General features: G+C 73.9%; 19 protein-coding genes and 2 pseudogenes. 11 read left to right on the top strand and 10 right to left on the bottom strand.

Annotated elements, in window-relative coordinates:
- A partial coding sequence (pdxS, locus tag ETD96_RS44935; RefSeq protein WP_171069147.1) for a pyridoxal 5'-phosphate synthase lyase subunit PdxS occupies positions 1 to 724 on the bottom strand: 724 nt, incomplete at its 3' end.
- A gap of 393 nt (positions 725 to 1117) precedes the next feature.
- Positions 1118 to 1558: pseudogene (locus tag ETD96_RS47930) on the bottom strand (AMP-binding protein); the annotation flags it as partial.
- Positions 1559 to 1737: 179 nt separating this feature from the next.
- Here ETD96_RS47930 and sbnA point away from each other — a divergent pair.
- Together sbnA and sbnB are read left to right on the top strand one after the other, a co-directional pair.
- Positions 1738 to 2715 (top strand): 2,3-diaminopropionate biosynthesis protein SbnA, encoded by a 978-nt coding sequence (gene sbnA, locus ETD96_RS20800; RefSeq protein WP_138638138.1) that lies wholly within the window; start codon positions 1738 to 1740, stop codon positions 2713 to 2715.
- Between the two features lie 28 nt (positions 2716 to 2743).
- Complete coding sequence (sbnB, locus tag ETD96_RS20805) at positions 2744 to 3769, top strand: 2,3-diaminopropionate biosynthesis protein SbnB (protein WP_138638139.1); 1026 nt, start codon at positions 2744 to 2746, stop codon at positions 3767 to 3769.
- Between the two features lie 71 nt (positions 3770 to 3840).
- Here the strand turns inward: sbnB and ETD96_RS20810 are convergent, their stop codons facing one another.
- Positions 3841 to 4275 carry an NUDIX domain-containing protein gene (locus ETD96_RS20810; protein ID WP_138638140.1) on the bottom strand — a complete coding sequence of 145 codons (435 nt, stop codon included), beginning with the start codon at positions 4273 to 4275 and terminating at the stop codon, positions 3841 to 3843.
- 140 nt (positions 4276 to 4415) lie between these two features.
- On the opposite strand from ETD96_RS20810, the gene ETD96_RS20815 reads away from it, so the two are divergent.
- A complete protein-coding gene (locus ETD96_RS20815; protein WP_138638141.1) occupies positions 4416 to 5501 on the top strand; it encodes an epoxide hydrolase family protein in 1086 nt (361 codons plus the stop codon).
- Positions 5502 to 5546: 45 nt separating this feature from the next.
- Here ETD96_RS20815 and ETD96_RS20820 read toward each other — a convergent pair whose 3' ends face one another.
- On the bottom strand, positions 5547 to 6467 hold the full coding sequence (locus ETD96_RS20820) for an NADP-dependent oxidoreductase (RefSeq protein ID WP_138638142.1): 921 nt from the start codon (positions 6465 to 6467) through the stop codon (positions 5547 to 5549).
- 110 nt (positions 6468 to 6577) lie between these two features.
- Here ETD96_RS20820 and ETD96_RS20825 point away from each other — a divergent pair, with 110 nt between their 5' ends.
- Entirely contained in the window at positions 6578 to 6820 is a 243-nt protein-coding gene (locus ETD96_RS20825) for a hypothetical protein (protein WP_138638143.1), read from the top strand.
- A 12-nt stretch (positions 6821 to 6832) separates the two neighbouring features.
- Positions 6833 to 8011, top strand: a complete 1179-nt coding sequence (locus ETD96_RS20830; protein ID WP_240807921.1) for an acyl-CoA dehydrogenase family protein — start codon at positions 6833 to 6835, stop codon at positions 8009 to 8011.
- Here the strand turns inward: ETD96_RS20830 and ETD96_RS20835 are convergent.
- Positions 7986 to 8396: a DUF2000 domain-containing protein gene (locus tag ETD96_RS20835; protein ID WP_138638144.1), complete on the bottom strand. Its 411-nt coding sequence runs from the start codon at positions 8394 to 8396 to the stop codon at positions 7986 to 7988. The two genes, ETD96_RS20830 and ETD96_RS20835, sit on opposite strands and share 26 nt — an antisense overlap.
- Positions 8397 to 8460: 64 nt before the next feature.
- Here ETD96_RS20835 and ETD96_RS20840 point away from each other — a divergent pair, with 64 nt between their 5' ends.
- Together ETD96_RS20840 and ETD96_RS20845 are read left to right on the top strand one after the other, a co-directional pair.
- Entirely contained in the window at positions 8461 to 9261 is an 801-nt protein-coding gene (locus tag ETD96_RS20840) for an AraC family transcriptional regulator (protein ID WP_240807923.1), read from the top strand.
- Between the two features lie 25 nt (positions 9262 to 9286).
- Entirely contained in the window at positions 9287 to 10285 is a 999-nt protein-coding gene (locus ETD96_RS20845) for an ADP-ribosylglycohydrolase family protein (RefSeq protein WP_240807925.1), read from the top strand.
- 15 nt (positions 10286 to 10300) lie between these two features.
- Here the strand turns inward: ETD96_RS20845 and ETD96_RS20850 are convergent, their stop codons facing one another.
- From ETD96_RS20850 to ETD96_RS20860, 3 genes are read right to left on the bottom strand one after another with little or no spacing between them, the layout of a single operon-like run.
- A complete protein-coding gene (locus ETD96_RS20850) occupies positions 10301 to 10720 on the bottom strand; it encodes a TIGR03668 family PPOX class F420-dependent oxidoreductase (RefSeq protein ID WP_138638145.1) in 420 nt (139 codons plus the stop codon).
- Positions 10721 to 10757: 37 nt separating this feature from the next.
- A complete protein-coding gene (locus ETD96_RS20855) occupies positions 10758 to 11561 on the bottom strand; it encodes an enoyl-CoA hydratase (protein ID WP_138638146.1) in 804 nt (267 codons plus the stop codon).
- Positions 11562 to 11592: 31 nt separating this feature from the next.
- Positions 11593 to 12240, bottom strand: a complete 648-nt coding sequence (locus ETD96_RS20860) for a class II aldolase/adducin family protein (RefSeq protein WP_138638147.1) — start codon at positions 12238 to 12240, stop codon at positions 11593 to 11595.
- 70 nt (positions 12241 to 12310) lie between these two features.
- Between ETD96_RS20860 and ETD96_RS20865 the strand changes: the two genes are divergently transcribed.
- On the top strand, positions 12311 to 13228 hold the full coding sequence (locus ETD96_RS20865; RefSeq protein ID WP_138638148.1) for a carbohydrate kinase family protein: 918 nt from the start codon (positions 12311 to 12313) through the stop codon (positions 13226 to 13228).
- A 1-nt stretch (position 13229) separates the two neighbouring features.
- On the opposite strand, the gene ETD96_RS20870 is transcribed toward ETD96_RS20865, so the two are convergent.
- Together ETD96_RS20870 and ETD96_RS20875 are read right to left on the bottom strand one after the other, a co-directional pair.
- Entirely contained in the window at positions 13230 to 14780 is a 1551-nt protein-coding gene (locus ETD96_RS20870; protein ID WP_138638149.1) for an AMP-binding protein, read from the bottom strand.
- A 69-nt stretch (positions 14781 to 14849) separates the two neighbouring features.
- Complete coding sequence (locus ETD96_RS20875; RefSeq protein ID WP_138638154.1) at positions 14850 to 15494, bottom strand: ACT domain-containing protein; 645 nt, start codon at positions 15492 to 15494, stop codon at positions 14850 to 14852.
- Between the two features lie 240 nt (positions 15495 to 15734).
- Between ETD96_RS20875 and grpE the strand changes: the two genes are divergently transcribed.
- From grpE to ETD96_RS20890, 3 genes and pseudogenes are all read left to right on the top strand, one after another.
- Positions 15735 to 16466, top strand: coding sequence for a nucleotide exchange factor GrpE (gene grpE, locus ETD96_RS20880; RefSeq protein WP_205719375.1), 732 nt, complete (start codon positions 15735 to 15737; stop codon positions 16464 to 16466).
- 7 nt (positions 16467 to 16473) lie between these two features.
- Positions 16474 to 18057, top strand: coding sequence for an Hsp70 family protein (locus ETD96_RS20885; protein WP_138638150.1), 1584 nt, complete (start codon positions 16474 to 16476; stop codon positions 18055 to 18057).
- Positions 18058 to 18085: 28 nt separating this feature from the next.
- Positions 18086 to 19301 (top strand): annotated as a pseudogene (locus ETD96_RS20890) (hypothetical protein); the annotation flags it as partial.

Below are 19301 nucleotides of genomic sequence, written 5' to 3' on the forward strand. Positions count from 1 at the left end.
AGCCCACGAAGACCGCCTCCGCGCCGAGCTGGAGCACCAGGCTCGCGTCCGCGGGGATGGCGAGGCCGCCCGCGCAGAACAGCGGCACCGGCAGCGCGCCGGTCTCGGCGATCTCCCGGACCAGCTCGACCGGCGCGCGCAGCTGCTTGGCCCAGTCGTACAGCTCCGCGGAGTCGGCCTGCGTGATCCGGCGGATGTCCCCGGTGATCGACCGCAGGTGCCGGACGGCCTCGACCACGTTGCCGGTCCCCGCCTCCCCCTTCGAGCGGATCATCGCGGCGCCCTCGCTGATGCGGCGGAGCGCCTCGCCCAGGTTGGTGGCGCCGCAGACGAAGGGCGTCTTGAAGGCCCACTTGTCGACGTGGTGCGCCTCGTCGGCCGGGGTCAGCACCTCGCTCTCGTCGATGAAGTCGACACCCAGGGACTCAAGGATCTGCGCCTCGGCGAAGTGGCCGATGCGGCACTTGGCCATGACCGGGATCGTCACCGCGGCCTTGATGCCCTCGATCATCTGCGGGTCGCTCATCCGCGCGACGCCGCCGTCCCGGCGGATGTCGGCGGGCACCCGCTCCAGCGCCATGACCGCCGAGGCCCCGGCGTCCTCAGCGATCTTGGCCTGCTCCGGCGTGACGACGTCCATGATGACGCCGCCCTTCAGCATGTCGGCGAGACCACGCTTCACCTTGAACGTGCCGTGGACGTTGGTGCCTGTTTCTTCCGCCATTGCTACTCCTGTCGTGTTGAGGGCGTGCCCGACCGGACGCCTTCGAGTGAGGGCCCGGACGTGTACGGACTTCGCGGACGAGGGCGCAGGCCCAGGACCTCCTCCACCGCGGCCACGGGGTCCGTGGCGCTCGTGCCGTAGTGCACCTCGTACGCCGCCGGGCGGCTGTCCGCCAGCGACTCCGCCGCGGCCGACACCGCCTTCCGCAGCTCCTCGGCGGTGGTGAACGGCTGCCAGTCGGGAAGGGGAGGGTCGTCGGTGAGGGACCTGACGAGCCGCTCGCGCAGTTCCGGTTCCGGAACCGGGCGGGCGGACGGCGAGAGCGGGCAGGCGGGCACCGGCGGCGGCAGCGGCGAGGACGTCGCGGACGCGCCCGGCGGGCCACGTCTCGTCCGCCGGCACGTACAGGGCGCCGACCAGCTCGATCGCCAGGAACGCGGCGATGACCTCGGCGCGGCGGCCGCCGCCGACGCCGACGACGGTGCCGGGCTCGACGCCCTCCGCCGCCAGCAGCGCGGCGAGCCGGCGGGCCTCGGCGGCGAGCTCGGCATAGGAGAGCGTGCGGGGCCCGTCGGCGACCGCCGGCCGGTCCCGCTCGGCGGCGAACCGCTCCACCCGCGTGATGACCGGGTCGCCGAGGTCGACCTCCCGCTCGCGGAGCATCCCGTGCCGGGCGGCCAGCTCCCGGGCCCGCGCCGCCTCGGCCGCGGGCACGTCCAGGGCGGGCAGCCCGGCCGTGGGCAGCAGCCGGTCCGCGGCGGGTCCGCGAGCAGTCATCATTACTCTCCGTGATGTAGAACCACTCCGCTGTAACAGCAATACAAGCGGAGCCATAGCTTATGTCCGGCGCCTGCCAGAAGCATCTCGCATTCCAACCTACCAACGAGTAATCAGGGGGTTGCGACGGCAACTTGCTCGCGGGTACGGTGAGGCTCCGCATGGCTCTGGCGTGAAGCCCGGCGGCGAACTCGGGGGAAGATGAGGGAATTGTTTCTTCATTTGAGGGTGGACGCGTGCCGATAATCACCTCGCCGCAGGAATTCAATGTCGACGACCTTTACGTCGATCTGCGGCCCGTTATAAAACGGCCGCTCTACCTGAAATGCGAGGGCTTTAATTTCGCCGGCTCGGTCAAGCTGAAGGCGGCCGCCGCGATGGTCGAGGCGGCCGAGCGCGACGGCGCGCTCACCGCCGGCTCGGTGATCGTCGAGTCGTCGTCCGGCAACCTCGGGATCGCGCTCAGCCTCATCGCCGCGAGCCGCGGCCTGCGGTTCGTCTGCGTCACCGACCCGCGCTGCAACCCCGCGTCGATGCGGGTCATGCGGGCGCTCGGCGCCGAGGTCCGGGTCGTCTCCGACCGGGACGCCAACGGCGGGTACCTCGGCGGCCGGATCGCCTACGTCCGGAGCCTGTGCGAGTCCGACGAGCGGTACGTGTGGCTGAACCAGTACGCCAACCGCAACAACTGGATGGCGCACTACCGCGGGACCGCGCCGGCGATCGACCGCGAGTTCCCCGACCTGGAGGTTCTCTTCGTCGGCGCGGGCACCACGGGCACCCTGATGGGCTGCGCCCGCTACTTCCGCGAGCACCGGCGCCCGGTCACGATCGTGGCGGTCGACGCGGTCGGCTCCGTCACCTTCGGCGGCATCCCCGAGCGGCGCATGGTGCCGGGCCTCGGCACCAGCAGCAAGCCCGCCCTGGTCGACGAGTCGTTCATCGACGACGTCGTGCACGTCGCCGAGCCCGACACCATCCGGACCGTGCACGCCCTCGCCGCCCGCGGGTTCCTGTTCGGCGGCTCCACCGGCACCGTCGTGTCCGGCGCGTCCCGCTGGCTGGACGCCAAGTACCCCGGCGAGGACCCGGTCGCCGTGGCGATCGCCCCCGACCTCGGGGAGCGCTACCTGGACTCCATCTACGCGGAGGGCTGGGTGCGCGAGCACTTCGGCGACCTGCTCGCAGACCCCGCCGGTATCCTCGGCGACTGATCATCGAGAAAAGACGGAGTTTTCCACCATGACGCAGGTTCCGGCATTCGCCGTGGTCTCCGGCGCGCAGGTCCACGAGGCCGTCGCCGGGCGCGAGGAGCAGGTCACCCGGATGGTCGAGGCGGCCTACCGGCTGCACGGCGAGGGGCTGACCGTCAACCCCGACTCCTACTTCCTGCGGTTCCCGGACCGCCCGTCCGACCGGATCATCGCCCTGCCCGCCTCGGTCAAGGGCGACGTCGGCGTGCACGGGATCAAGTGGATCTCCAGCTTCCCCGGCAACGTCGCGGGCGGCATCCCGCGCGCCTCGGCCGTGCTGATCCTCAACGACGCCGACACCGGCTACCCGTTCGCGTGCCTGGAGAGCTCGATCATCTCCGCGGCCCGCACCGCCGCCTCCGCCGCCCTCGCCGCCGCCGCCCTCGCCGACGCCCGCGGCGACCGCCCCCGCCGCGTCGGCTTCATCGGCGTCGGCCTCATCGCCCGCTACATCCACACCTACCTGGCGGGCAACGGCTTCGCGTTCGACGAGCTGGGCGTCCACGACCTCTCCCGCGAGCACGCCGAGGGGTTCCAGGAGTACCTGGAGCGCTCGGAGAAGGGCGAGATCACGATCCACGACTCGGCGGAGTCGCTGATCCGCGCGTCCGACCTGATCGTCTTCGCCACCGTCGCCGGCGAGCCGCACGTCCACGACCCGGCCTGGTTCGCGCACGGCCCGCTCGTCCTGAACGTGTCGCTGCGCGACCTCTCCCCCGAGATCATCCTGTCGGCCTACAACGTCGTGGACGACGTCGAGCACTGCATGAAGGCCAACACGTCCCCGCACCTGGCCGAGCAGAAGGTCGGCAACCGCGACTTCGTCGCCGGCACGCTCTACGACGTCCTCACCGGGGCGACGACCCCGCCCGCCGGCAAGCCGGTGGTCTTCTCCCCCTTCGGCCTGGGCGTCCTCGACCTGGCCGTCGCGAAGTACGTCTACGACCAGGTCAAGTCGTCGGGCGCTCTGCACACGGTCCCCGACTTCTTCCACGAACTGAAGCGCTACGGCTGACGCCGGGTGGCGGCGAGCAAGTCGAGCAGGTCGAGCGCCTCACCGTGGACGGCGGCTGGACCGCCCAGTGATCAGAGCCCGATGTTGCTCTTGGCGCCCATGTAGGAGCCCGCGCCGGGCCACCCGGCGCGGGCCAGTTCCGCGAACCGCTCGCCGAACCCCAGCGCCGCCAGGTCGCCGAGCGGCACGAACCTCACCCCGCGGATCTCCCTGGTGTCGCCGCCGGCGACGTCCCCGGCCGTCCCGCCGAGGCGGCGGGCCTCGAAGGTGATGTGCAGGACGTGGGCGCCTCCGTCCGGCAGGTGGTCGCAGACGTAGAGCAGCCGGCCGGGCTCGACGTCCAGGCCGGTCTCCTCGCGCATCTCTCTGACCAGGGCGTCCGCCAGGGGCTCGCCCTCCTCGACCTTCCCGCCGGGCAGCGACCACGACCGCCCGGTATCGGTGGCCTGGTCGAGCAGGAGGACGCGCTCGTCCTCGACGACGATTCCGGTGACCCGAACCAGCATCCCCGCAACCTACCGAAGCGGCCGGCGGCGAGCACCGCCCCGAGTCAATCGTTGGCCCGGCCAACGAGTTGTGTTAGCGTTGGCGCGACCAACATTGGTTTGGCCAACACTTGGCCGTCCGCATCCGGGGAGTCGCGATCATGATCAAGCCGTTCCGCATCGACGTTCCGCAGGCCGACCTCGACGATCTGGCCGACCGGCTCGCCCGCACCCGCTGGCCCAACGAGGTCGAGGGCGCCGGGTGGGACTACGGCTTCCCGCTGGCGCGACTCAAGGAACTGGCCGAGTACTGGCGCACCGGCTACGACTGGCGCGAGCACGAGGCCGAGCTCAACGAGCTGCCGCACTTCACCACCGAGATCGACGGGCAGAACATCCACTTCGTGCACGTGCGGTCGGCGAAGCCGGACGCGCTCGCGCTGATCCTCACGCACGGCTGGCCCGGGTCGTTCCTGGAGTTCCTCGGCGTGATCGAGCCGCTGTCGCGGGACTTCCACCTGGTGATCCCGTCCATTCCGGGCTACGGGTTCTCCGGGCCGACCCACGAGCGCGACTGGGGCGTCCCCCGGATCGCGCGGGCCTGGGCGGAGCTCATGCACCGGCTCGGGTACGAGCGCTACGGCGCGCAGGGCGGCGACTTCGGGTCCGGCATCTCGCTGGCGCTCGGCGCGGCGGCGCCCGAGCGGGTCGTCGGGGTGCACGTCAACTACCTGCCGACCCGTCCGGACCCGGACGCCGGCGTCACGCTGACCGAGGCCGACGAGGCCCGGCTGGACACGGTCCGGAAGCTGATGGCGAACCGCCCGCCCTACCAGGCGCTGCAGGCCCTCACCCCGCAGACCATCGGCTACGCGCTGACCGACTCGCCGGTCGGCCAGCTGGCCTGGATCGCCGAGCGGTTCGCGCAGTGGACCGACCCGGCCACACCGGTCGACGACGACCGGATGCTGACCGACGTCTCGCTGTACTGGCTGACCGCCACCGCGGCCTCCTCGGCGCGGCTGCACCACGACGCGCCGCGGGGGCAGGCCGCGCCGTGCCGGGTGCCGGTCGGCGTGGCGGTGTTCGCGCACGACATCACGCAGTCGGTGCGGCCGCTGGCCGAGCGGCTCTACGACATCGGGCACTGGTCGGAGTTCGACCGCGGCGGCCACTTCGCCGCGATGGAGGTGCCGGAGCTGCTCTCCGCGGACGTCCGGGACTTCTTCCTCGAGCGGGACGCCTGAGAGGGGCGGGCCGGCCGCGCGTCGCTGCTCGCGGCCGGCCGCGCGTCAGACCTCGATGACCACCTTGCCGGGGACGCCCCGCTGCTTGGCCTCGAACGCCTCGCGGGTCTCGGCCAGCGGGTACACGGCGCCGACATGGGCGCGGAGCCGGCCGGCCTCCGCCCGCTCGGCGAGCTCGGCGAGCTGGCCGCGGTCGGGTTCGACGATGAAGAAGACGGCGCGCCCGTCCGGCGGCTCGACCGGCGGCGGGGCCGTGATCGAGACCAGCGCGCCGCCCGGCCTGATCCGGCTCGCGGAGCGGGCGAGCAGGTCGCCGCCGATGGTGTCGAAGATGACGTCGACGGGCTCGACGGCGTCCTCGAAGCGCTCGCTCTCCACGTCGACGAAGGCGTGCGCGCCCATCCGCAGCGCGACCTCGGCGGCGCGGGCCCGGCCGGTGGCGATGACGTGCGCGCCCGCGTCGCGGGCCAGCTGGACGGCCAGGCTGCCGGTGCCGCCTCCCCCGCCGTGCACGACGACGGTCTGCCCCGCGCGCAGCCCGCCGTGGACGAACAGCGCCTGCCAGCACGTCAGGCCGGCGAGTGGCAGGGCGGCCGCCTCGGTGAAGGACAGCGACGCGGGCATCGGCGCGAGGTTGCGCGCCTCGACGGCGACGTACTCGGCCGCCGCGCCGTCGCGGTGCCAGTCGGTCAGGCCGAACACGCGGTCGCCGACGGCGAACCCGGCGGTGCCGTAGGCGACGTCGGCGACCACGCCGGCGACGTCGTGGCCGGGGACCGACGGCGTCCGGTCCCGCCCGGCCCGGTCGACCCAGGTGCCGGGCCAGTCGAGTTCGTCGGGGACGAACCCCGCCGCGCGCACCTGCACGACGACGTCGCCGGTGGCCGCGTAGGGGCGCGGCGCGTCCTCCAGGACCAGGCCCTCGCCGTCGCCGTCGGGGCTCTTGTGTATGCGTACAGCTCTCATGAATGACCTCCCGGAGATGGCTTCCCCAGGAAGACGGCGATGCACCGGGCCGCGTGACAGAGGTGCCGCTCCGGGCCCATAGAACGAGTCCCAGTGGGCACGTTTTGTCTATGGATGAGCGAGATGTCGGACGTGGGGACGTCCAGGAGCTGTCGGACTTCGAGCTGATCGTGTACGAGACCGTGGCGGAGATCGACAAGGAGCGCGGCGCGGCGGACTTCGAGACGATCGGGGCGCTGGTCGAGGCGCCCGAGGAGGATCTGTGGGCCGCGCTCGGCCATCTGGTGTCGATCAACCACCTGCACTCGACCAGCGAGGGCTACGTGCTCGGGCCGCACGACTGGGCCCCCTGACCGTCCCGCTGGATGGGAACCCCGGTGAACCGGGCCGGCGGCGCGCGGCACCATGGCCCGGTACGACTGGGACGCGTGTGGGAGGCCGCCGGAATGAAGCTCGTCGTCACCGAGGAACAGCGGGAGCTGCGCGACGCGCTGCGGCGCTTCTTCGCCGACCGGTCCCCCGCCGCCGAGGTGCGGCGGCTGATGGAGACGGCCGCGGGCTACGACCCGAAGGTCTGGGCGCAGATGGCCGAGCAGCTCGGGCTGCAGGGCCTCGCGATCGCCGAGGAGCACGGCGGCGCCGGGTTCGGGGTGCGGGAGCTGGCCGTCGTGTTCGAGGAGATGGGGCGGGCGGTCGTGTGCGCCCCCTTCCTCGCGACGATCACCGCGGCGGCGGCGCTGGAGGCCGGTGAGGGCGGGCACGACCTGCTGCCCGGCATCGCGGACGGCTCCGCCATCGCGACGCTGGCGGTGGCCGAGGACGGCGGGTCCTGGGACCCGGGCGACGTGGCGGCCGTGTTCGAGGACGGCGCGGTCAGCGGCACCAAGAACTTCGTCCTGGACGGCCACATCGCCGACGTGGTCCTGGTCGCGGCGCGCGGCGCCGACGGCGTCGGCCTCTACGCCGTGGAGGACGTCCCGCGCCTCGTCCGGACGCCCGTCGTGACGCTCGACCAGACGCGCAAGCTGGCCCGGATCGAGTTCGACGGCGTCCCGGCGCGGAGGGTCGGCGGGCGCGAGGCCCTGCTCAGGGCGCTGGACGTCGCGGCGGTCGCGCTGGCCGCCGAGCAGCTCGGCGGCGCGCAGCGGACCCTGGACATGACGGTCGAGTACGCGAAGGTCCGGCACCAGTTCGGCCGCCCGATCGGGTCGTTCCAGGCGATCAAGCACCGGTGCGCGGACATGTTCGTGCTGGTGGAGTCGGCGCGGTCGGCGGTGCTGAACGCGGCGGCCGCCGCCGACGAGGCCCCGGAGGAGCTGCCGGCCGCGGCCGCGCTGGCGAAGGCGTACTGCTCGGACGCCTACTTCCACACGGCGGGCGAGGCGATCCAGCTGCACGGCGGCATCGGCTTCACCTGGGAGCACGACGCGCACCTGTACTTCAAGCGCGCCCAGGGGTCGCGGCAGCTGTTCGGCGCGCCGGACCGGCACCGCGAGCGGCTCGCCGCCCTCGCCGGGCTCACGGGTGCAGCCGCAACCCCTTGAGCACCTTGTCCACGCCGTTCTTCGGCCCGTGCACGGCGAACCCGACCAGGGGCATCTCGCCGGCGGTGACGGCGCGGACGGTCGCGCGGTTCGCCTCGTCGTGGCCGGTCTTGAACATGTCCTCGATGTAGACGGCGATGTCCATCCCCCGGGCGAGGGCGCGCGCGTGGGTCTGCGCGATCGCGGCGGTGTCCGCCTCGTAGACCAGCACGGGCTGCCGGAACATCGCCAGGTACCGGTTGCCGGACGCGTCCTCGTACGGCTCGCCGATCACGCCGGGGACGCCGCCCGCCACCGCGCCGGCGAGGAACGCGGTCACGTTGAGCCGCTGCCACGCGGCCAGGTCGTCCCGGACCACGATCCCGATCTTGGTGTCGAAACGCATGCCGGACAGGGTGCCCCGGCGGGCGGCGGCCCGTCTTGAACGCTCGTGCGCGACACTGGGACGCGTGGACTGGAGCCGGTACTGGCGGTCGCCCGACCGCCCCCTGGAGGCGATGCACGCCCACTTCGAGCGGCACGTGTACCACCGGCACAGCCACGAGACGTACTCCTTCGGCGTGACCGAGGACGGCTACCAGGCGTTCCGCTGCCGGGGCGGCGCGCACACCAGCGCGGCCGGGATGGTCATCGCGTTCAACCCCGACGACCCGCACGACGGCCACGCCGCCGACGAGCTGGGCTTCACCTACCGGATCGTCCACATCGGCCCCGGGCGGGTCGCGGACGTGCTGGCCGACATCGCGGGACGGGCGGCCGGGCTCCCGCTGTTCGGCTCGCCCGTCGTCGAGGATCCCGTGCTGGCGCGGAACCTGCGCGGCCTGCACGCGGCGCTCCTCGGCGGCGCTACGGCGCTGCGGCGGGACGAGCTGCTGACCGCGACGGTCGGCGCGATGGTCGCCCGGGCCGCCACCCGGCGCTCGCGCGTGTCGGAGGCCGGCGGCGTCGCCGAGCGGGCCAGGCGGCGCCTGGAGGAGGCGTACCTGGACGACGTCGGCGCCGACGAGCTGGCCGCGGCGGCGGGCTGCAGCCGGTTCGCGCTGTACCGGGCGTTCCGGCGGGAGTACGGGATGGCGCCGAGCGACTACCAGCGGCAGCTCCGGCTGCGCGCCGCGCGCCGCCTCCTCGCCCGGGGCGACGCCGCCGGGGACGTCGCGGCCCGCACCGGCTTCGCCGACCAGAGCCATCTGACGCGCTGGTTCGTCCGCTGCTACGGCATGACGCCGGGCCGCTTCCAGCGTGCCGGTTGAGCCCGGTTGAGGAAGAATGCCCGCCATGAGACGGGCGAGCGGGGCGATGTTCGGGCTGGCGTACGGCGACTCCCTGGGGGCGCCGACCGAGTTCCTCACCATGAAGCAGATCCGCCGGCGCTTCGGCGACCACGGGCCCACGCAGCTCAACGGCGACCCGGCGCTCGTCACCGACGACACGCAGATGGCGATCGCGGTCGGCCTGGCCCTCCTCGACGCCCTGGCGAACCCGCCGTTCACCCCCGACCTGATCATCCCGATGTGGCGGCGCCGGTTCATCGACTGGCTGAACAGCCCCGACAACAACCGCGCGCCCGGCAACACGTGCCTGCGCGCCTGCCGCAACCTGGAGGCCGGGCGGCCCTGGGTGAAGGCCACGGTGGCGGGCTCCAAGGGCTGCGGCGCCAACATGCGCGTCGCGCCGGTGGGCCTCGCGCCCGGCCTGACGGACGAGACCCGCGCCGGGGCGTCCCAGCTCCAGGCCGCCCTCACCCACGGCCACCCGACCGGGCTGGCGGCGAGCGAGCTGACCGCGTTCGCCGTCCGGTGGCTGGCCGACGGCATGGCCCCCGCCGACCTGCCCGCGGCGCTCCGCGCCCGCTGCCACGAGCAGCGCACGACGTACCACGGGCGCTGGCTCGGCGACCTGTGGAAGCAGCCGGGGATGGACGCCCCCGAGACGTTCATCGCGCGCGGCTGGGACGAGTGCCTGGCCGTCCTCGACCGGCTGGACGAGGCCGTCGCCCGCGGCGACCGGGCGTCCGACCCCTGCGAGGTCACCGGCGCGGGCTGGATCGCGGAGGAGGCGCTCGCTACCGGGCTGCTGTGCTTCCTGCTGTTCCCGGACGAGCCGGTCGAGGCGATCCGGCGCGGCGCCGCCAGTTCCGGCGACTCCGACTCGATCGCGTGCCTGGCCGGCTCCTTCGCGGGCGCGCACCTCGGCATGGACGCCTGGCCGGACGAGTGGCGCACCCGCATCGAGTACGCCTCCGACCTGGCGAAGATCGGCGAAGCCTGGGACTGACCCCGCCGGGCCTGCTCAGGACGCGGACCAGCCCGTCCAGGCGTCGATCGTGACGGCGATGACCGGGCCCTCGGGCGGGCGGTCGCGGTACTGGGCGTAGCGGTCCGCGAGGAGCGCGACGGGCTCGGCCATGCGCGCGGGGTCGTCGACGATGGCCGCGCGGCCGTCCACGCGGACCCACCACAGGCGGTCCCAGTCGTCCTCGTAGTGGTCGGCCAGCAGCGCGACGCGCGGGTTGGCGCGGATGTTGGCGAGCCGCCGCAGGTCGCGGCTGCTCTTCGGCTTGTGGTCGACGGCCGTGTAGACCGAGCCCCGGTGCACGGCGAAGGTCACCGGCACGAGGTGCGGGCGCGCGTCCTCGCCCACGGTCGCCAGGCGCGCGACGGGGGCGGTCGCCAGCAGCCGGCGCGCCTCGTCCGGTGGAAGCTTCGGCACCCCCTCACCCTGCCACGTTCAGTCCCGGAGGTCCGCTTCAGTCCTGGAAGTCCGGCGGGCGGTGCTCCTTGCGGGCCTTGATCGCCTCTTCGAAGTTGCGGGTGGTGAGGCGGACGTAGAGCTGGGCGAGGCCCTCCTGGCCCATGTGCGCGTCGAGGCTCGCGGCGTCCAGGCTCGACCACAGCATCCGCTTCGTCAGCTCCACGCCGGGGCGGCTGAACCCGGCGATCCGCTCGGCGAGGTCGTAGCAGGAGTCGAGGAGCTTGTCGCCGGGGACGACGCGGGACAGCAGCCCGATGCGCTCGGCCTCGGCGGCGTCGACGTCCCGGCCGGACAGCATCAGCTCGAAGGCGCGGGACGAGCCGATCGCGCGCGGCAGCAGGTAGCTGAGGCCGAGCTCGCTCGCGGTGAGGCCGTTGTTGATCCCGGCGGCGCGGAACAGCGCGGTGTCGGAGCCGAGCCGGATGTCGGCGGCCAGCGCCAGGCAGAGCCCGCCGCCGATCGCCGGGCCGTTGACGGCCGCGATCACCGGCTGGTGGACGCGGCGCATCGCCCGGACCACGTCGTCCAGCAGCTCCATGGAGCGCAGCGCGATGGTCGGCAGCGTCAGCCCGTCGATGCCGGGGATGTCGCCGGGGTTCTCCAGGTCGGCGCCCGAGCAGAAGCCGCGCCCGGCGCCGGTGACCACGACGGCGCGGGTGCCGTTGTCGCGGCTCACCTCTTCGAGGGCCTCGCGGAACGGGACCATCACGTCGAAGGCCATCGCGTTCATGCGCTCGGGCCGGTCGAGGGTGATGAGGGTGATGTGCGGGCGCGGCTTGTCGATCAGGACGAAGGGCAAAGCGGGCCTCCCGGAGACAACCTAACAAGCGTTAGGTTACACGCGGGAACTCCGGCGGCGTGAGGCCGCGCTCGACCACCTTCGCCAGCTCCTCCTCGGTCAGGATCCGCGGCTCCCCGATCGTCCTGGCCCGCACGTAGACGCCGCACAGCCATTCGAGGAGGCGCGCGTTCTCGAACGCCTCGTCCAGGTCGCGGCCGATGGCGACCCCGCCGTGGTTGGCCATCAGCGCCGCGCGCTTGCCGCCCGCCATGGCCTTCCGGACGTTCTCCGCCAGCTCCGGCGTCCCGTAGGTGGCGTACTCGGCGACCTTCACCACACCGCCCAGCAGCAGGGTGTTGTAGTGGATCGGCGGCAGCTCGGACATGGTCGTCGCGACCACGGCGCCGTAGGTCGAGTGTGTGTGGACGATCGCCGCGGCGGGGGTCGCCTCGTAGAGCGCGAGGTGCATGGGCGTCTCGGACGACGGCGCCCGCTCCCCCTCGACGAGCCGGCCGGACAGGGTCACCACCGGGCAGTCGGCGGGCTCCATCCGGTCGAGCATCATCCCGCCGGGCGTGACCGCGACGAGGTCGCCCGAGCGGACGCTGATGTTGCCCGACGCGCCCGTCACGAGGCCGGTCCCGGCGAGCCGCCGGCCGATGGCGCACAGCTCGCGCCGTTCATCGTTCAACAACATGCGAATACCTCTCACGTTCCCCGGCCGCATTGCGTACGCTACGGCCCTGACGATCATTAAGGGGCCTGTCATGACCGTTGTCACACTCGGCGCGCACATCCTGGACGTGCTCGCCCGCCCCGTCGAGGGCATCCCGGACGGGCAGGACACCGTCGTCGTGGAGCAGATCCGCGCCACCGCCGCGGGCGCCGCCGCCGGGACCGCCGTCGCGCTCGCCCGGCTCGGCAACGACGTCATCTCGGTCGGCGCGATCGGCGACGACGACCTCGGCGACCTGCTCGTGGCGATCATGACACGGAACGGGGTGGACGCGACCGGGCTCGTCCGGCGGACGGCCGACCAGACCAGCGCGTCGATCCTGCCGATCCGGCCGGACGGCGGGCGGCCGAGCTTCCACGTCCCCGGCGCGAACCTCACCCTCACCACCGGCGCGGTCGGCCCCGGGCTGCTCGGCGCGGCGGGCTTCGTGCACCTCGGCGGGCCGGACGTCACGTTCGGGCTCAACGACCCGGCCTTCTTCGAGATGCTCGGCGCCGCCCGCCGCACCGGCACCGTCGTCACGATGGACCTGCTGTCCAACCTGCCCGACCTGCTGGCCGGCGCCGCCGCCTTCCTCCCGCACGTCGACCACTTCCTGCCGAACGAGGAGCAGGCCGCCGCGATGACCGGGGAGAGCGACCCGGAGAAGGCCGCCGCCGCGCTGCTCGGCCAGGGCCCGCGCACGGTCGTCGTCACGCTCGGCGCGGAGGGCAGCCTCGTCGCGACCGCCGGCGGCGTGCACCGGCTGCCCGCCCTGCCGGTCGAGGTCGTCGACACGACCGGCTGCGGCGACGCGTACTGCGCCGGGTTCATCACCGGGCTCGCGCACGGGAAGGACGTCCCGGAGGCGGCGCGCTGGGGCACGGCCGCGGCGGCGACCGTCGCCCAGGGGCTCGGCTCCGACGCGTGCCTCACCGGCCTGGACGCGGTCCTCGCGCTGCTGGACTGACTCAGATCTTCTGCTCCCGGCCCGCCCAGTACGGGTCGCGGAGCAGCCGCTTGTAGAGCTTGCCGGTCGGGGTCCTCGGCATCTCCTCGACGAAGTCGACCGAGCGGGGCGCCTTGTACCCGGCGAGCGACGCGCGCACGTGCTCGATCAGCTCCCCGGCGAGCGCCTCGGACGGCGCGGCGCCGCCGGCGAGCTCGACGGCGGCCTTCACCTGCTCGCCGAACTCCTCGTCCGGGACGCCGAACACCGCCACGTCCCGGACGGCCGGATGGGTGATCAGCACCCCCTCGATCTCGGCCGGGTAGATGTTCACCCCGCCGCTGATGATCATGTCGATGGCGCGGTCGGCGAGGAACAGGTAGCCGTCCTCGTCGAGGTAGCCGACGTCGCCGGTGGTGAACAGCCCGTCGGCGCGGTGCACCGAGCGGGTCTTCTCCTCGTCGCCCCAGTACTCGACGTCGTCGCCGCTGGTGTAGCGGAAGTAGATCCGGCCGCGCTCGCCGGGCGCGGCCGGCGAGCCGTCCTCGCGCAGGACGTGGACCTCCGTCGTCGGCAGCGGCAGGCCGACGCTGCCGGGCTTCTTCAGCCACTCCTCAGCGGTGATGACGCTGTTCACCGACGCCTCGGTGGACCCGTAGTACTCGTGCACGACCGGCCCCAGCCAGTCGATCATCTGCCGCTTCACCTCGGGCGAGCAGGGCGCGGCGCCGTGCCAGACCGCCGCGAGGCTCGACCCGTCGAAGGCCGCGCGGACCTCCTCGTCCAGCCGCAGCAGCCGGACGAACTGGGTCGGGACGAGGTGCACGTTCGTGACGGCGTGCTCGTCGATGAGCCGCAGCGCCGCGGCCGGGTCGAAGTCGCGCCGCATCACCACCGACCGGCCCCGGAGCAGGAACACCAGCGACCACAGCCACTGCGCCGAGTGGTACACCGGGCCGACGAGCAGCGACCGGCCGTCCGGCGGGATCCGCAGCACCTCGGCGAACACGTCGCCGATGAGGCTCGCCGTCTCGATCGGAGCGCCGGCGCCGAGCTGCTTGCGGTTCACGCCCTTCGGGCGGCCCGTGGTGCCCGAGGTGTAGAACATCGGGAAGCCCATCACCGGGTCGGCGATCTCCTCACGCTCCCCGGTCGCGAGGAACTCCTCGTAGGGGGTGAAGCCCTCGACGGCGCCGCCGAACGCGACGCGGGCCGCGAGGTCGAGGCCCGCGGACGCCTCGCGGGCCGTCCCGCCGAACGCGTCCTCGGAGAACAGGGCGCGGGCGCCGGAGTCGGTCAGGACGTAGCGCAGCTCGTCGGCCGTCCAGTGCCAGTTCACCATGACGTACCGGAGCCCGATGTGGCCGGCGGCGCACATCAGCTCGAAGTACTCGCGCCGGTTCCCCGAGTGGATCGCGATCGCGTCGCCGGCGGCCAGGCCCAGCCCGCGCAGCGCGTCCGCCAGCCGGCCGGTCCTGGCGTCCAGCTCCCGCCACGTGGTGCTTCCGTGCTCGTCGGTGAGGGCGGGTTCGTCCGGCTTGGCGTCGGCGTACGGGCGGAGCAGCGCGGCCATGGGCCACCTCCTGGAGCGCGGCAGGATCCTGTTCTGCGACTCTAGGACCGCTTCGCCCGAAAGGCCAGGTCAGGACGCGGACTGCCCGGCGGGCGCCCCGTACAGCACGGCGTCGGCGGCGCCCGCGAGCTGCTCCAGCCGGAACACCTCGGTGCGGTGGAACGGCGGCGCGCCCGTCCGGGCGGCGACCAGCGCGACCGCGCCCAGGGCGAGCGGGCAGACCGCGTACTGGGTGCCGTCCGGCGCGGTGAACGCGCGCGGCCGCAGCGGCTCCAGGTCCGGCAGGGCCGCGCCCGGCACGCCGCCGACGCTGGCGTGCACGAGCAGCATCGCGCCCTCCCCGGCGGGCTCGGCGAGCCCCGCCCAGTCGGCGCTCAGCAGGGCCGGGACGGCGTCGGCGAGGATCTCCATGCCCCGCTCGGGGACCGCCGCGACCTGCCCGATCACGGCCGCGTCCGGGAAGGCGCCCTGCGGCTCCAGCGTCGGCCAGATCCCGACGACGTCCACCCCGGCGACCGAGCCGAGGCCCTCCACCAGCCGCTCGATGCCCGCTCCCGCGGGCCAGGCGACGGTGAAGTCGTCCATCGCCCGGCCGACGCCGCGCTCCAGCACCGCCATCTGCACGACGTCGGCGCCCGCCGCGCCGAGGATGCGGGCCACCTGCCCGAGCGTCCCCGGCCGGTCCGGCAGCCGGACGCGTATCCGCAGCAACATCGCCACCTCCAGTCTCCCCGCGAGCGGTTCCCCGCGAGCCGTTTCCCCAGGAGCGGGGTCCGTCCGAGCCATCAGTCTGGGCGAGGGCCGTTTCCCCGGTGTTACCCCTACGTGTCGGCCAGAGAAAGAGAAGCGGCAAGAGTCGGTGCTGGAATGACGGGCACGCGTCAAACTAGAGTCCAGACAAGGTCATCGTCAGACCTGTCATACGCACGCCGTCCAGCATTAAGGTGACTGCACGTGTCGAGGGACGGGGAACCCCCAGTCAACGATGGCTCCGGGGCCGAGCCGGAGCAGGGCGCCGGCGGGGACGGGGACGAGGGCGCGGCGTTCCGCGCCGACGTCCGGGACGCCCTGGCCGGGCTCGCCGCGCGGCTCGACCGCGAGCACGAGCGGGCGGCGCACCGCGAGGCGGTGATCGACCGGCTGCACGAGGAGAACCAGCGGCTGCGGCGCGGGGAGCTGCAGCACCTGCTGGAGCCCGTCCGCACCGCGCTGTACCGGGTGCACGACCAGGCGCGCCGCGAGTCCGGGCGGCTCGCCGCGCCGGGCGCCGCCGAGCCGCCCGACCCCGGCCAGACCGCGCTGCTGCTGGCGGCGCTCGCCGACGACGTCGCGGACGCGCTGGCGCGGCTCGGCGTCGAGCGGTTCACGGTCGAGCCCGGCGCCCCCTACGACGCCTCCCGGCACCGCCCGGTCGCGGTCACGCCCGTCGCCGACCCGCTGGCCGACGGCACCGTCACCGCCGTCCAGTCCGACGGCTTCGAGCAGGGCGGCAAGGTGCTGCGCAAGGCGGCGGTCAGCGTCGGCAAGCTCGACCGGGACGCCGGCGGCGCCGGCGCGAAGGACGGCGCGGGCGCGAAGGACCGGGAGCCCGCCGGCAGGGCCGCCCAGGGGAGCCGCGAGGGAGCGGGCCGCGACGGGGCGGAGCGCGGCGAGACGATGAACTCAGGACTCGGGACCGACAGGTGAGAGGGACATGGCTGTCTACGGGATCGACCTCGGAACCACGTACTCCTGCATTGCCTCGATCGACGACGTAGGGCGGCCCTCGGTCCTGCGGAACCTGGAGGGCACCGACACCACGCCGTCCGTCGTCTTCTTCGAGAGCGGCGAGAACGTCGTCGTCGGCGCCACCGCGAAGGACACCGCGGTCCTGGAGCCCGACAACGTCGTCAGCCTGGTCAAGCGGGACATGGGCCGCGACGTGACGCGGCCCGTCCACGGGATCGACTTCACGCCGGAGGAGGTGTCGGCGTTCATCCTGCTGAAGCTCGCGACGGACGCGCGCACCACCACCGGCGAGGACGCCCGCGACGTCGTCATCACCGTGCCCGCCTACTTCGGCGCGGCCGAGCGCGACGCGACCCGCAAGGCGGGCCGGATCGCCGGGCTGAACGTCATCGACATCGTGTCCGAGCCGATCGCCGCCGCGATCACCTACGGCGTGCTGAACCCCGAGCAGGACCGCACGATCCTGGTCTACGACCTCGGCGGCGGGACGTTCGACACCACCGTCATCACGCTGCGCGACGGCCACATCGAGGTGGTGTGCACCGACGGCGACCACGAGCTCGGCGGCGCCGACTGGGACGCGCGGCTCGTGGAGCACCTCGCCGAGCGGTTCCGCGAGGAGCACCCCGACGCGGGCGACCCGCTCGACGACAAGCAGACCGAGCAGCAGCTCCGCCGCGACGCCGAGGACGCCAAGAAGGCCCTCACCACCCGCACGTCCCAGACGGTGCGGGTGATGCACGCCGGGCGGGTCGCGGCGGTCGAGGTGACGCGGGAGAAGCTGGAGGAGCTCACCAAGGACCTCCTCGACCGCACCGTGGAGATCACCGGCCGGACGCTGTCGACGGCCGCCGAGAAGGGCGTGGACGACTACGACGACCTCGTCCTCGTCGGCGGGTCCACGAAGATGCCGGTGGTCGCGGCGCGGCTGCAGACCGAGCTCGGCCTGTCCCCCCGCCTGCAGGACCCCGACCTCGCGGTCGCCAAGGGCGCCGCCCTGTACGCGTTCGAGGAGACCTACCGGCGGCTCGTCCGGGAGGGCGCCGCCGACCGCGCCGAGGAGATGGCGAGCCGGGCGGGCCTGTCCGCCGAGCAGCAGAAGCAGATCGCCGGGCGGCAGATCAAGACGGTCGCCTCGCACGCGTTCGGGATCGTCGTGGTCGACCGGGAGACCGGCGCCGAGACGGTGGCGCACCTCGTGCACGCCAACGACGCGCTGCCCGCCGCGAAGACCGAGGACTTCTTCACCGTCTACGACGACCAGGCGTCCGCCGACATCCGGGTGATGGAGCAGGCCGGCGTCGTCGAGTCCGCCGACCTGATCGACAACACCGAGATCGCGACCGGGGAGATCCGCGTCCCGCCGGGCAAGAAGGCGGGCTGGCCGATCGGCGTCACGTTCGCGCTCGACGCCTCCGGGCTGCTGAACGTCACGGCCGTGGAGAAGGAGACCGGCGAGCGGCTGGAGCTGAAGGTGGACGTCGGCGGCATGTCGGAGGAGGAGGTCGAGCGGTCCCGCAAGGCCCTCTCCCGGGTCCAGGTGAGCTGAGCGGCCGGCCGGCCGCCCGGAGGCGCCCGTGACGTTCGACGACGACTACCGGCGGGACGTGCTGGAGCCCGCCCGGGCGGCGGGCGACCAGCCGCCCGAGGACCTGCGCGTCCGCTACGCGCTGGACGCTCCGCTCGACGCACTCGCCGGGGCGGCGGTCGCGGCGCGGGTGAAGCAGGTCCGGCAGTGCTGGCGGCGCGCCCGCGGGCAGCTGAAGTACCGCAAGCTGATCGACCGGCTGGAGGCCGAGCACCGCGAGCTGGCGCCGCTGTTCGCCGCCGCCGAGCGCGGCGACCCGCGCCCCCTGGCGCAGCGGCTGCGCGGCGGCGCCGAGCGCACCGAGCGGCGCCGCGGCGAGGCCCGCGCCCGCCTCGCCGACGCCGCCGGGGCGCTGCGCATGACGGCGCCCGCCGAGCTGGAGGGCATCGCCCGCACCGGCGGCGTGCCCCGCGCGGAGCTGGCCGGGCTGGCCGCCGCCGACGGCATCGAGATCCGCGAGCCCGACCCGCTGCCGGCCGCCGCGCCCTACCCGGCGTACCGGAAGGTGCGCGAGTCGCTGGACGTGCTCGGCAAGCGGCACCTCGCCGACTTCCTGTTCGGCGCGCGGCTGACCGGGCCGATCCGCGTCCTGGACGGCTTCGCCGCGCCGGGCGGCGGCCCGCGCCTGGACCGGGACGCCGTCGCGGCGGCGGGCGCCGAGTGGGCGCGCCGCAGCCGCGACACGAGCACCACCCACGCCGACACCGTCCTCGCCGCGCTCCGCTCGGACGCCGACCCGCACGCCCTGCTGCTGTTCGACGTGACCGACCGGCTCCGCGAGCGGCTGCGGCAGCGGGCCTCGGAGCGGGCGCTGCTGCGGCACGCGGTCGAGGACCTCGGCATCGACCAGGGCGACGCGCGCCGGCTGGTGTTCGCGCTCGTCCGGGAGGGCGGCCCGGCCACCGGCGGCGGCCCCGCGGGCCGGCTGCGCGCGCTCCTCGACGCGGGCGACGTCTACGCCGCCGCCGAGCTCGCCGACGCGGCGAAGATCCCGCCGCCCGGCCCCGGCGCGGAGCCGCCGGAGGAGGAGGCGCTCGCCGCCGAGGCCCGGCACCGCCTCGACACCGCCCTGCGCCTCCGCGAGACCGCCGCCGCCGAACCCGACCCCGACCGCGCCTTCCGCCTCCTCGCCGACGCGCTGCGGCTCGTCCGCGACCTCCCCGGCGCCGAGCACCACCGGCGCCGGCTCCCGCCCCGTCCCGTCC

The organism is Actinomadura geliboluensis (assembly GCF_005889745.1).
In the GTDB taxonomy this organism is placed as follows: Bacteria; Actinomycetota; Actinomycetes; order Streptosporangiales; family Streptosporangiaceae; genus Spirillospora; species Spirillospora geliboluensis.

What these genes read in the sequence shown, in the direction of transcription:
- ETD96_RS20865 (WP_138638148.1), top strand. Translation starts at nt 12,311, where the DNA reads ATGACCGTTGTCACACTCGGCGCGCACATCCTGGACGTGCTCGCCCGC.
- ETD96_RS20815 (WP_138638141.1), top strand. Translation starts at nt 4,416, where the DNA reads ATGATCAAGCCGTTCCGCATCGACGTTCCGCAGGCCGACCTCGACGAT.
- ETD96_RS20885 (WP_138638150.1), top strand. Translation starts at nt 16,474, where the DNA reads ATGGCTGTCTACGGGATCGACCTCGGAACCACGTACTCCTGCATTGCC.
- sbnB (WP_138638139.1), top strand. Translation starts at nt 2,744, where the DNA reads ATGACGCAGGTTCCGGCATTCGCCGTGGTCTCCGGCGCGCAGGTCCAC.
- ETD96_RS20870 (WP_138638149.1), bottom strand. Translation starts at nt 14,780, where the DNA reads ATGGCCGCGCTGCTCCGCCCGTACGCCGACGCCAAGCCGGACGAACCC.
- ETD96_RS20845 (WP_240807925.1), top strand. Translation starts at nt 9,287, where the DNA reads ATGAGACGGGCGAGCGGGGCGATGTTCGGGCTGGCGTACGGCGACTCC.
- ETD96_RS20820 (WP_138638142.1), bottom strand. Translation starts at nt 6,467, where the DNA reads ATGAGAGCTGTACGCATACACAAGAGCCCCGACGGCGACGGCGAGGGC.
- ETD96_RS20835 (WP_138638144.1), bottom strand. Translation starts at nt 8,396, where the DNA reads ATGCGTTTCGACACCAAGATCGGGATCGTGGTCCGGGACGACCTGGCC.
- ETD96_RS20830 (WP_240807921.1), top strand. Translation starts at nt 6,833, where the DNA reads ATGGGAACCCCGGTGAACCGGGCCGGCGGCGCGCGGCACCATGGCCCG.
- ETD96_RS20860 (WP_138638147.1), bottom strand. Translation starts at nt 12,240, where the DNA reads ATGTTGTTGAACGATGAACGGCGCGAGCTGTGCGCCATCGGCCGGCGG.
- ETD96_RS20875 (WP_138638154.1), bottom strand. Translation starts at nt 15,494, where the DNA reads ATGTTGCTGCGGATACGCGTCCGGCTGCCGGACCGGCCGGGGACGCTC.
- ETD96_RS20810 (WP_138638140.1), bottom strand. Translation starts at nt 4,275, where the DNA reads ATGCTGGTTCGGGTCACCGGAATCGTCGTCGAGGACGAGCGCGTCCTC.
- ETD96_RS20825 (WP_138638143.1), top strand. Translation starts at nt 6,578, where the DNA reads ATGGATGAGCGAGATGTCGGACGTGGGGACGTCCAGGAGCTGTCGGAC.